Origin of the sequence: Pseudoxanthomonas japonensis, from assembly GCF_010093445.1 — a bacterium.
GTDB classification, from domain to species: domain Bacteria; phylum Pseudomonadota; class Gammaproteobacteria; order Xanthomonadales; family Xanthomonadaceae; genus Pseudoxanthomonas_A; species Pseudoxanthomonas_A japonensis.
The window spans coordinates 81088-92932 of sequence record NZ_PDWW01000017.1 but is presented as its reverse complement, the minus strand read 5'-3'; the positions used below and the strand labels follow the sequence as shown (position 1 = coordinate 92932).

General features: G+C 67.6%; 9 protein-coding genes and 1 tRNA gene. 7 read left to right on the top strand and 3 right to left on the bottom strand.

Annotated elements, in window-relative coordinates:
• Both CSC78_RS12475 and CSC78_RS12470 read left to right on the top strand, forming a co-directional pair.
• A partial coding sequence (locus CSC78_RS12475; protein ID WP_162338170.1) for an EAL domain-containing protein occupies positions 1-1704 on the top strand: 1704 nt, incomplete at its 5' end.
• A gap of 44 nt (positions 1705-1748) precedes the next feature.
• The gene (locus tag CSC78_RS12470) at positions 1749-4202 is read left to right on the top strand and encodes a hybrid sensor histidine kinase/response regulator (RefSeq protein WP_162338185.1); all 2454 of its coding nucleotides are present in this window, start codon (positions 1749-1751) and stop codon (positions 4200-4202) included.
• On the opposite strand, the gene bfr is transcribed toward CSC78_RS12470, so the two are convergent.
• The 3 genes from bfr to CSC78_RS12455 all read right to left on the bottom strand — a co-directional run bounded on the left by bfr (position 4175) and on the right by CSC78_RS12455 (position 5641).
• On the bottom strand, positions 4175-4645 hold the full coding sequence (gene bfr, locus CSC78_RS12465) for a bacterioferritin (RefSeq protein WP_162338169.1): 471 nt from the start codon (positions 4643-4645) through the stop codon (positions 4175-4177). The two genes, CSC78_RS12470 and bfr, sit on opposite strands and share 28 nt — an antisense overlap.
• Positions 4646-4767: 122 nt before the next feature.
• Entirely contained in the window at positions 4768-4980 is a 213-nt protein-coding gene (locus tag CSC78_RS12460) for a (2Fe-2S)-binding protein (RefSeq protein ID WP_162338168.1), read from the bottom strand.
• A 64-nt stretch (positions 4981-5044) separates the two neighbouring features.
• Positions 5045-5641 (bottom strand): RNA pyrophosphohydrolase, encoded by a 597-nt coding sequence (locus tag CSC78_RS12455; RefSeq protein WP_162338167.1) that lies wholly within the window; start codon positions 5639-5641, stop codon positions 5045-5047.
• Positions 5642-5757: 116 nt separating this feature from the next.
• Here CSC78_RS12455 and CSC78_RS12450 point away from each other — a divergent pair.
• From CSC78_RS12450 to CSC78_RS12430, 5 genes are all read left to right on the top strand, one after another.
• Positions 5758-5834, top strand: a tRNA-Met gene (locus tag CSC78_RS12450).
• Positions 5835-6010: 176 nt separating this feature from the next.
• Positions 6011-7267 (top strand): tyrosine-type recombinase/integrase, encoded by a 1257-nt coding sequence (locus tag CSC78_RS12445; protein WP_162338166.1) that lies wholly within the window; start codon positions 6011-6013, stop codon positions 7265-7267.
• 383 nt (positions 7268-7650) lie between these two features.
• A complete protein-coding gene (locus tag CSC78_RS12440; RefSeq protein WP_162338165.1) occupies positions 7651-8256 on the top strand; it encodes an RNA polymerase sigma factor in 606 nt (201 codons plus the stop codon).
• The gene (locus tag CSC78_RS12435; RefSeq protein WP_162338164.1) at positions 8249-9397 is read left to right on the top strand and encodes a FecR family protein; all 1149 of its coding nucleotides are present in this window, start codon (positions 8249-8251) and stop codon (positions 9395-9397) included. Before CSC78_RS12440 ends, CSC78_RS12435 begins: the two co-directional genes overlap by 8 nt.
• Positions 9398-9493: 96 nt before the next feature.
• Positions 9494-11785: a TonB-dependent receptor domain-containing protein gene (locus CSC78_RS12430; RefSeq protein WP_162338163.1), complete on the top strand. Its 2292-nt coding sequence runs from the start codon at positions 9494-9496 to the stop codon at positions 11783-11785.
• Positions 11786-11845 lie beyond the last annotated feature (60 nt).

The window sequence follows — 11845 nt, the reverse complement described above, 5'->3', positions numbered from 1 at the left end:
CCCCCCCCGATGACCGAGGCGCCTGCCGCCACCACGGCTGCGCCGCCGGAACCGGTCGATCCCGACTCTCCTTACCGTGTGCTGATCGTCGAGGACGACCGCGGCCAGGCCCTCTTCGCCCAGAGCGTGCTGCACGGCGCCGGCATGCAGGCCGAAGTGCAGATGCAGTCCGACGGGCTGCTCGACACGATGCGCCGTTTCCGCCCCGACCTGGTGCTGATGGACCTGCACATGCCGGGCAAGGACGGCATGTCGCTGACCATGCTGTTGCGGCAGCAACCCGAGTATCTGCACCTGCCGATCGTGTTCCTGACCGGCGATCCGGACCCGGAACGGCAGTTCGAGGTGCTGGAAAGCGGCGCCGACGACTTTCTCAACAAGCCGATCCGCCCACGCCACCTGATCGCCGCGGTCTCCAACCGTATCCAGCGCGCGCGCCAGCGCAACCAAGCCCTGCAGGCGCCGCGCCCATCGGTCAATACCGATACCGGGCTGCCGACCCGCACCTTCGTGCTCCAGCAACTCGCCGACTCGCTGCAACGCCAGTCGCGCGGCGGGGTGTTCTTCGTCGAGGTCAACAGCGCGCTGAGCCTGCGCGAGCGCTACGGCTACGCCGTTTTCGAGCACCTCATGAGCCAGGCTGGCCGACAGCTGGCGGCGGCCGCGTCGCCGCATCCGGTCGCACGCCTGAACGACAACAGCTTCCTGATGCTGGCCGACAGCGTCGACGAGACCACGCTCGCCGCGCTCGCGCAGCAGTTGCGCGACGGACTGGCCAGCCATGACTTCCAGACCCGCCCCAACGAGGTCCTCAAGCTCCGCGGCTCGGTCGGCTATACCGCCATGTCGCTCGGCTTTGCCGATGCCGGCAGTGCGCTGGAAGCCATCGAACGCGCCGTGCTGCAGGCCCGCCTGAAAGCCGACAGCCTGGCCGAATACGTCCCGGCGGAAGTCGACGACGATGCGCCGCGCATCTCGCTGGAGGATGGCCAGTTCGAGCTGGCCTACCAGCCGATCGTCGCCGTCGCCGGCAGCGACCAGGCGCAGTACCAGGTGCTGTTGCGGATGCGCCAGCCCGATGGCTCGCTGCTGCCGGCCTCGCAGGTCATTCCGGCCGCGGAACTGGCCGGCGGCATCGCGCAGATCGATCACTGGGTGCTGGAACACGCCCTGTACGTGCTCGCCGAACGGCAGGCGGCGGGTCCGTCGCTGCGCCTGTTCGTGTCGCAGTCGCCGCGCTCGCTGGCGCGCGAATCGCACGCGCAGTGGTTGCTGGACGCGCTGCGTGCGCGCGGCATCGAAGGGACCTCGCTGGTCATCGACCTGCGCCTGGCCGATGCGCTGATCCACACGGTCACGCTGCGGCAGTTCTGCCAGCAGCTGATGCCGGCCGGGGTGCAGTTCTGCCTGAGCCAGTTCGAGCCAGGCACGGAGGCCGACGCCCTGCTGACGCAGCTGCCGCTCGGCTTCGTGCGAGTCTCCAGCAAGTACGCCAGCGCACACGCGGATCCCGTTCTGCGCGACCAGCTGCGCGGCATCATCGACAGCGCCCATCGCCAGGGACTGCAGGTGATCGGCCAGCAGATCGAGGATCCGCAGGCGGCGGCCGCCATGTGGATGGGCGGCGTCGACTTCATCCAGGGCAACCTGGTGCAGGCGGTCGGCAGCGAACTCGGCTTCGACTTCCACAACGCGGTGCTGTAAGGATGCCCAGCGCCGGACGGACGCCGGTGATGCCCTGGGTGACGATGGCCTGCGCCACCGCGTCGGTCGTGTCGCTGGGCCTGCATTGGTCGGGCCTGGCCGGACCCTGGTTGCCGGTGGCGACCGCCGCGGGAGGCGCGGCCCTGCTGGCGGCCTTCGTTGCAGCCTGGCACGCACGCGCCGACGCGCACCGCCATGCCGGCATACAGGCACGCGCGGCGATGGCCGAATCCGAACGCGATGGGCTGCAACGCGACCTGCAGCGGCACGATCGCCTGGAACAGGAACTGGTGCGCGCGAAACAGGCCGCCGAATCCGCGGCGATGGCCAAGGGCGAGTTCCTCGCCACGATGAGCCACGAGATCCGCACCCCGCTCAACGGCATCGTGCCGATGCTGGAAATGCTGTCGCGTGCGCCGCTGGCGCCCGACCAGCGCGAGATGCTGACCACGGCGACCGCGTCATCCCACCAGTTGCTGCGGATCGTCGACGACATCCTCGACTACTCCAAGCTCGAGGCCAACAAGCTCGACCTGGAGATCACCGGCTTCAACCTGCGCGAGCTGCTCGACAGCGTGCTGCAGCTGATGTATCGCCCGGCAGAGAACAAGGGCCTGCGCCTGAGCCTGCAGCTCGACCCGGCCGTGCGCCTGCCCGTTCGCGGCGACCCGGTGCGCCTGCGGCAGGTACTCACCAACCTCGTCGGCAACGCGATCAAGTTCACCGAACGCGGCTCGGTCACGTTGGTCGTGCGCAGGCTGGGCGAGACGGCCGCGCAGCACCTGCTGCGGTTCGAAGTGCGCGATACCGGCATCGGCATCGAAGAAGATGCGCGCCACCGCCTGTTCCATTCCTTCAGCCAGGCCGACGCGTCGACCACGCGCCTGTACGGCGGCACCGGACTGGGACTGGCCATCTGCCGGCGCATCGTCGACCTGATGGGCGGGCGCATCGACGTGGTGTCGGAGGTGGGGCGCGGCTCCACGTTCTGGTTCGAAGTGCCACTGATGAAGGTCATCGGCGATCTGCGCCAGCGCGACAACGGCGCGCTCGACCACGGCCGCGTGCTGATCGTCTCGCCCGATGCCCGCCTGCGCCAGCGCCTCACGCTGCTCGCCACCAACTGGGGCATGCATCCGGTCGCCGTCGAAACCACGCAGGAAGCCCTGGACCGCCTGCGCCTGGTGGGCGAGCAGGGGCAGCAGGACTACCTCGCCGTGCTGGCCGACATCGGCGGCATCCGCAGTACGGCGCTGGCGTTGCATCGCGCGATCACGCGACGGCCAACGCCCGACCCGCTGCGCCTGCTGTGGCTGTATGGCGACGACACGGTGCCGGCGGAGCTGCATCCGCGCAGCACGCTGCTGTCGCGGCAATCGCCCGACGCGGACCTGCGCGCCGCCCTGACCGGCGCCACGCCGGAGCAGGACGCGGACGCCGTCGATGCGCTGGACGAGATCTTTCCCGAGTCCGCCGTCGTCCTGCCTCCCGCCGACGACGACGCCATGCCCGCACCGGGCGAGGCGCTCGCCGACGCACCCGTGCCGCCCGTCGCGCAGGCGGAGGACACCGCGACGACAGAGCCGGAGCCCGCGGTGGTCAGCGCAATGCGGACGGAGCCGCGCCTGCTGCTGGTGGAAGACAACCCGGTCAACCTGCTGGTGGCACAGAAGCTGCTGTCCGCGCTCGGCTTCCGCTGCGAGACGGCCGCCAACGGCGACATCGCGCTGAAGCGCATGCAGCTGGAGCATTTCGACCTGATCCTGATGGATTGCCAGATGCCGGTGCTGGACGGCTATGCCGCCACGCGTCGCTGGCGCGAACTGGAAACGCAGCGCGCCGAAGGAGGCCGCCTGCCGATCGTGGCGATGACCGCCAACGCCATGGCAGGAGACCGCCAGCGCTGCCTGGATGCGGGCATGGACGACTACCTGGCCAAGCCGGTGTCGCGCGAACAGTTGGAGAGCTGCCTGCACCGCTGGCTACCCGACCGCATGAACTTCGTGCTGCGCAATGCCGCCCTCGTCACACCGGCGGAACCCGCACCGCCCTCGCCCGCCGTGGCCACGGCGCGTGCGCCCGCGCCCAGCTTTCCGGTGCTGGACCAGACGATGCTGGAGGAATTGCGCGAGATCGCCGGCGACGAGACCTCGCGCATCATCAGCATTTTCCTAGAAGATGCGCCGCGCCTGATCGGCACGCTGGAGAAGGCCGCCGCCGTTCCGGACCTGGACGCGATGCGCGACGCGGCTCACACGCTCAAGTCGTCCAGTGCGAATGTCGGCGCCATGGCGCTGTCGGCCGCCGCCAAGCGCGTGGAACTGGGCGCCCGCGCCCGCAAGCTGGAACGCCCGGCCGTGGCCGTGGCGCTGGTCATCGCGGAGTACGCGCGCGCGCGCATGGCCCTGCAGGGCTACGCCGCACAGCAGTTGGGCCGGCCACTGCTCCCGCCGCAGCAGGCCGCGACGGCTCAGTCCTCGAGCTTGGTCAACAGATAGTTCGGTTCGCCGATCCGGTCGATCACCGACAACTGCGTTTCCAGCCAGTCGATGTGCTCTTCCTCGGAGTCGAGGATGGTGGCGAACAACTGGCGGCTGACGTAATCGGCCACCGATTCGCAGTACGCGATCGCATCTCGAAGCACCGGCAGCGCTTCCTGCTCCAGCACCAGGTCGCACTCGAGGATCTCGCGCGGCGTCTCACCGATGCGCAGCTTGCCCAGCGCCTGGAAGTTCGGCAGGCCATCGAGGAAGAGGATGCGCTCCGACAGCTTGTCGGCGTGCTTCATCTCATCAATGGATTCCTTGTACTCGTGCTCGGCGAGCTCCTTGAAGCCCCAGTTCTTCAGCATCTTGGCGTGCAGGAAATACTGGTTGATGGCGGTCAGTTCGTTGTAGAGCGCCTTGTTGAGGTACTCGATGACCTTGGCGTCGCCTTTCATGGCCATGCTCCGTGGGCGGGGACGGCAGAGGTTAGCCCGGACGCGCGCACGGTGACGGAACGCGAATCGTGATCATTGGGGAAAAGCGTGCGACGCCGTCGTGGACGGACGGCATGCGCGCGTCAGGCAGCGTGCGACAGCGCGATGATCGGAAAGAGCGACTCGCGGGCCGCGGGCTGGGCGGATTGGAGTATGCCCATCGCCATGTCGAGGCAGCTGCCGCAATTGGCACCGGCGCCGGTCCGCATGGTCAGTTCGGCCACGGTGGAACATCCGGCGGCGGCAGCCTCACGGATCTGGTGGTCGGTGATGCCATTGCAGATGCAGACGTACACGGCGGCGGCGGCGCGACGGGCTCGGAACGGCCCACCGCCATTTCACCCGGAATGAGAATGATTGTCAATTCTTGGCAGGTTCGCCCAGGCCGCCCCGTTTACGTCCGGGTCGATCCCGATTGCGACGGCGCGCACCATCAGCGGCCCTGGGATCGGGAAGCTGCGGGGGAACCGCCTGCGGCCCCGCCACGCTGCGGGCGAACGAAGCCAGGTGCCCCAACGCACTGGCATAGACGCGCCGCTTGAAGATCACCACATGCTCGACCGGGTACCAGAAATCCACCCAGCGCCAATGGTCGAACTCCGGGCTCTCGGTCAGGTCGAGCCGCAGGTTTGTCTCGTCGCCCACCAGCCGCAACAGGAACCACACCTGCTTCTGGCCGATGCAGACCTGCCGTTCGGTCCGCCGGATCGCCCGTGGAGGCAGGCGATAGCGCAGCCAGCCGGGCGTAACGCCCAACACCTCGACATGTTCGGGCAACAGGCCGGTTTCTTCGCGCAACTCGCGGTACATGGCCTCGACCGGCGTCTCGTCCGTGTTCATGCCGCCTTGCGGGAACTGCCAGCCATCCCGGCGCACACGTCGCGCCCAGAACACCCGGCCGTCCGGCCGCATCAACACGATGCCGACATTGGGTCGGTAGCCGTCCGGATCGATCACGATGCGGACTCCTGAAATCTACTGCCCCCGACTCTGCCACGCGTCGCCGCGGGCGACAAGCGCGCGCCCCGCGCTTGACAGGCATGGGGTCAAAATGAAGAATACGCGGTTCGCGCGGCTATGTAGCTCAGCCGGTTAGAGCACAGCACTCATAATGCTGGGGTCGGTGGTTCGAGTCCACCCATAGCCACCACGTGATAGTACGAGCAAGTCCAACCAAGGCCGGAAAGCCCCGATATATCAAGGCTTCCGGCCTTTTTTGTGTCCCGAGTAGTCCGAGGACATCCGTTGCAAGCCGGCGGTAAGGGGCGGTAACTTTGGCGGTAGGCGGCATACCGCCAAAACTGTTACCGCCAAGGCCATTACCGCATGCCTCTGACCGATACCGCCATCCGCAAGACGAAACCTGAACAAAAGCCGCTCAAGTTGCGCGACGGCGGCGGTCTTTACCTAATTCTCCGACCAGATGGCGCGCGCTGGTGGCGACTGGATTACCGGCGCCCTGTCTCAGGCAAGCGGAACACCCTTAGCCTTGGCACCTACCCTGACACAGGCCTCGCAGAAGCCCGCGCCGAGCGCGATCGGGCTCGCAAGCAGCTCGCCGCAGGGATCGACCCCGGCGAGCACCGGAAGGCAGAGCAATCTGCCGGCGTCGAGCGGGCCGGCAATAGCTTCGAAGTCATCTCACGTGAATGGCTGGCCGTGAAGGCGCACGGCTGGACCGACAGCCACCATGCCAAGCAAAAAGTGCGTCTTGAAGCTCATGTCTTTCCCTGGATTGGCAAAAAACCGATTGCAGAAGTCGGAGTTTCGGATCTACGCCCCATACTGACTCGTATGGTTGAGCGCAGTCATCATGAACAGGCTCATCGGGTCATGGCAGCGATCAGCAGCGTGTTCAAGTACGCCGTAGCTACGGAGCGAGCCGACCGCAACCCAGCTGCGGACCTGGGTGCGGCCCTGCCATCACGTCGGAAGCGCAGCTTCCCTACGATCACATATCCAAAAGAGATCGGCGGACTTTTGAGGGCGATGGATCGATACCGGGGTGAGCCTGCCACCTCGGCGGCCTTGAAGTTGGCCCCAATGACCTTTGTACGTCCTGGCGAACTCCGAGGCGCCCGCTGGGCTGAGTTCGACCTTGATCATCCTGATGGCGCGCGCTGGGTAATTCCAGCTAACCGAAGGAAGTTGCCAAGGGCCGACAAGGAGGATCCGAACACCGAGCCACACGTTGTGCCGCTCGCAGAGCAAGCGGTAGCCATCCTCCGAGATCTGCAGCCTCTCACCGGACATCGGGAGTACGTCTTCCCCGGAGTGCGCGACCCCAAGCGCTGCATGTCCGAGAACACGGTAAACGCTGCCTTGAGAAACCTTGGCTACGATGGCGACACCATTGTTGGCCATGGGTTTCGCCACATGGCCTCCACTCTGCTCAACGAACTTGGATTCAATCCGGACGCGATCGAGCGTCAGCTCGCCCATAAGGGGCAAGGCGTACGGGCGATCTATAACCTCGCCAAGCATATGCCTGAACGAAAGAAGATGATGCAGGCGTGGGCGGACTATTTGGACGCGTGCAAAGCGATGGGAATAGAAGCGCGGCTCGATTCCAAGGCAGCCTGATTTCATCAGAGGCAAGTCCGCTTCCTTGTATTGCCAGAAGCGGACGTCACGCTGATCAGACAGAGCCTCGCCGGCCTGTCGCTCAAGTCACACGTCTCGCCCTACTGCGTACGCAGCACCACGCACAATCTGCGCCGAGCCTGCGGCGCAAATGCGAAGCGCGAGTGGGCCGTCACCGACTGCCACATGGGCTATTTGCCGTGCGGGTCACCGCATGCAAGGGATGACGCGGGCCGGGCACATCGGACTGACCAAATTGCCACGCGCTGCGGGCATCGGTTTGACGCCCCGCACAAGAGTCTGGCTAACTCGGATTTGCCCCATGATCCGGCGACACAGTTCAAGCCGTTTCATTTTTCCCGCACTCCTTCGTCTACCTGTCTATGGAGCCCGCCCACCACCCCGCCGACGAGGCCGCCGATCACACCGGATCCGCGGCGCCCAACCGCCCTGCGTCGCCGGAGACGCGCGCGAGCCAGGCCGCCGAGCTGGTGCGGAACCTCAACGCGACCCTCATCCGCTCGCTGCAGCTGCGGCTCGGCTCGTACGAAGACGCCCGCGAGGTCGCGCAGGAGGCCTACTCCCGCCTGCTCAACCTGGGCAACGACCAGGTCATCAGCTTCCAGCGCGCGCTGCTGTTCAAGATCGCCCAGAACCTGGCCACCGACCTGCTGCGGCGGCGCGCCTACACCGAACTGCCCGAACCCGACGGCCTCGACCTCTGGCCCGATCCCGGCGCCGATCCGGAGCGGTCGGCCAGGGCACGATGGGTGGTCGAACGGCTGCCTGCGGTGCTGGCCGAACTGCCGCCCAAGTGCGCCGACGCCTTCCGCCTGGTCCGCATGGAGCAACGCAGCTTCAAGGAAGCCGCCGAGCGCCTGGCGCTGACGGACAGGATGGTGCGGATCCATGTCGCACGGGCGCTGGCCTTCTGCCAGATGCGCTTCGATGAACTCACGGACGAACAGGAAGGCGCCGACCATGCGTGACCACCCCCGCACGACCCGGGCGCAGGCGCTCCAGGAAGCCTCGGACTGGTTGATCCGCCTGGGCGACCACGACCTGCAGGACAGCGACATCGACGCGTGGAATGCATGGATGGAAGCCTCGCCGCTGCACGCGCAGGCCTTCGAGGACGTCCACCTGCTCTGGGATGCCGCCGCCGGCGTCGACCCCGGACAGGTCATCGCCGCGCAACAGGCGCGTGCCGCCGACGACGCGGCTACCGATCGCGCAGCGATGTCGCCGCCGGCCATCACCCACGCCTCCTTCCAGCCCCGCTCGACAACGTCGCCCGTACTGCGTACGGCGACGCGCACACGGCCACGTCGCTGGATCGCGCTGGCCGCCAGCGTCGCGATGCTGGCGGTGCTGGTGGGCGCGCTGACGTTCAACCGCCCCACCGCGCCGACCGATCTCCGCTTGGCGGCGGAGATCGGCACGCCCCGCAACGTCGATCTGCCCGACGGTTCGCGCATCGACCTGGATGCCGGCAGCGAAGTGGTCGTGCAGTTCAGCAGCCAGCGCCGCCAGGTGGAACTGGTGCGCGGGCAGGCCTACTTCGCCGTCGCCAGGGATCCCGCCCGGCCGTTCGAGGTCCGCGCGGACGGCGCGCTGGCGCAGGCGCTGGGCACGCACTTCAGTGTCGCCAAGCGCAACGAGGGCATCCGCGTCATCGTGAGCGAAGGGCGCGTGCAGGTCAGCGATCTGCGGGCGCATGGCGATGGCATCGCCAACCACGTCGTGCAGCTCGCCGCCAACCAGAGCGCGACGCTGCGCGAGGGTGGCCCGCTCGACGGCCCCGTCGAGCTCGATGCGGCGTCGACGCTGGCGTGGCTGCAGGGGAAGGTCACGTACCGCAGCGAGACCCTCGGCAACGTCGTGGCCGACCTCAACCGCTATTCGCGGCGGCCGATCATCCTTGAGGACGCGACACTGGCGCAGATGCGGGTGACGGGCCGCTGGAGCACCGGCGACCTGGATGTCTGGCTCGACAGCGTCGCCCAGGCGCTCTCGCTGTCGGTCGTACGGCGCCAGGACGAGATCCTGCTGGTGTCGACCGTGCCCAGCACCCGGTTGCACGACGGCACATCCACCGCACCGCCGGGCGCTTCGCCGGTCCGGAGATAAGGGAGAGCACCGGGAACCTTGAGCGCAGCTGCAGTCCGACCGGGAGCGACGCCTCCCCGCGCTGAGCGCCGGGGACGGGGTTCCTGTTGGCTACGCGTGCCGCTGCTGCTCGGGCTCGCGTGCTGCATCGCGCTGTCGAACGCGCAGGATCGGGCGACGCGCGCGTCCTCGTTCTCCATCGCGCCGCAGTCGCTGGAGGACGCACTCATCGCGTTCTCCGAACAGTCCGGCATCCAGTTCGTCGCGATCGGCGACCTGAAGACCACTGCCCGCACGCCCACCGTGCGAGGCGTGTTGGACAACGAAGAAGCGCTGCGCCGCCTGCTCGCCGGCAGCGGCTTCGGCTACACCTTCCGCGCCAACGGCGTGGTGACGGTGTCGCGCGACCTGCCGATACGACGCGCAACGCCGATCACGCCGACGACGGTGGCGGCGCCGGTACCGACCGACCTGGCAGGCGTGCAGGTGACGGCCCGGCGGCGCACGGAGCGCAGCATCGACGTGCCACTCGCAATCACCGCCCTCGATGGCCAGCAGCTCGATGGCATGGGGATCGCGAACGCCGCGCTCGCGATCGATTCGGTGCCGGGCGCGTCGTCCGTCGACATCGGCGGCGGCTTCACCCAGGTGCAGATCCGCGGCGTGTCCAGTTCGCTCGGCGGCAACGACAACGGCTACTACCTCGACGAGATCCCCTTCACCGGCGTGACGGTGCCCTGGCATCCGGACGCACGCGCGTTCGACCTCGATCGTGTCGAAGTGCTCAGGGGACCGCAGGGCACGCTGTTCGGCGAAGGCTCGATGGGCGGCACCGTGCGGATCCTGACCCGCAAGCCCGAACTCGACCGCTTCGCGCTGCTCGCGCAGGGCGGCTGGTCGACCGCGAGCGGCGGCGGCAGCGGCTGGTCGGCGAAGCTGATGGCCAATCTGCCCGTGCTCGAAGACCGTCTCGCCGTGCGCGTCGTGGCAACGGACGAATTGTTGCCGGGGTGGGTGGACGACGCCACCGACGGCCGCCGCGACATCAACACGCAGCACGTCCGCAGCCGTCGTCTTCGCGCCAGCTTCCTGCCGACGGAACGCTGGCGACTGGACGCCGCGCACTGGTCCTACCACTCCAGCGCGCCGGGTGGCGGCTATGCCGCCGACGACGCCATGCAGGTGACGTACTACTACGGGCGCGATGCGGATTGGACCACATCGAACCTGGTGAGCACCTACGAAGGCGACGCGTCCTCGCTCACCTACACCTATGCCGAAGCCGACCTCGCGCAGCGCCAGCAGGGCGAAATCCTGCCGGACACCGCCTACGACAGCGCGATCGATATCGGCGTGCGCACCCACGAACTACGCTGGAATTCGACCGGCCACCGCACCGTCGCGTGGACCGTCGGCGCCTACCGCCGCCAGGCGCGACGCCTGGATGCCAGCGCCATCGGCGAGGTCGCACCGAGTCGCGCAAGGCAGGAGAACGACGGCGGCGCGCTGTTCGGCGATGTCATCGTGCAGCTGCCGAACTCGGCCTGGAGCGTCAACCTCGGCCTGCGCTATTTCGAGGATCAGGTGCAGGGCGTGTCGCTGACCAGCGATGCACGGACCACGCTCGACGAGCAGTTCCACAGCTGGAATCCGCGCCTTGGACTTTCGTGGACACCGGCCGACGACACCACCGTCTACGCCAGCCTCGCCAAGGGGTTCCGCTCGGGCCAGCTGCAACCGATCACCTCGTTCCTACTCGCGCAGGCCGCCGGCATCGAACTGCCCACCCGCATCACCGCCGACCGCATCGTCACCGCCGAACTCGGCGCGAAGGCGCTGACGCGCGATGGCCGCGTGCTGGTGGAAGCGGCGGTCTTCCAGAGCCGCTGGCGCGACGTGCCGGTGCGCGTGCCGGTGACGGACGTGTTCAACGGCCTGGTCAATTCCGACGGTGCGGAGATCCGCGGCGCGGAGATCGGACTGACCTGGAAGCCGCGCGACGATCTCTCCTTCCAGCTGGAATCGGCGTGGGTCGATGCGGCCTACACCGCCGACGTCGCCGGCACGCCCATCACACGCGGCTCGCCGGTGTACAACACGCCACGCCTCACCTGGGGCGCCGCCGGCGAATACCAGCGCACGATCGCCCTTGGCATGCGGGGCGTCGCGCGTGCCGGCGTGCGTTACCACAGCGCGCGGCAAGCTTCGCTGACGCAGGGATCGCCGGGCGACGACATCCTGTCGGCGCACGTGCGACTCGGCCTCGAGACGTCGGCGGGATGGAGTCTGGCGATTTACGGCGACAACCTGACCAACGAACAGGGCGCGGACGACGCGCGCACCACCCGCGGCATCGCGACGCGACTGCGGCCGCGTACGCTCGGCGTCGAGCTGCAGGTCCGTTACTGACGTAACCAAAAATTCCGTAGCGAAAATTTCATTTTCGATTCACCGGATCGTCACGGCTTT

Excerpts from the sequence above, each read along its gene's own strand:
- CSC78_RS12445 (WP_162338166.1), top strand. The coding sequence starts at position 6,011 with ATGCCTCTGACCGATACCGCCATCCGCAAGACGAAACCTGAACAAAAG.
- bfr (WP_162338169.1), bottom strand. The coding sequence starts at position 4,645 with ATGAAAGGCGACGCCAAGGTCATCGAGTACCTCAACAAGGCGCTCTAC.
- CSC78_RS12470 (WP_162338185.1), top strand. The coding sequence starts at position 1,749 with ATGGCCTGCGCCACCGCGTCGGTCGTGTCGCTGGGCCTGCATTGGTCG.
- CSC78_RS12440 (WP_162338165.1), top strand. The coding sequence starts at position 7,651 with ATGGAGCCCGCCCACCACCCCGCCGACGAGGCCGCCGATCACACCGGA.
- CSC78_RS12435 (WP_162338164.1), top strand. The coding sequence starts at position 8,249 with ATGCGTGACCACCCCCGCACGACCCGGGCGCAGGCGCTCCAGGAAGCC.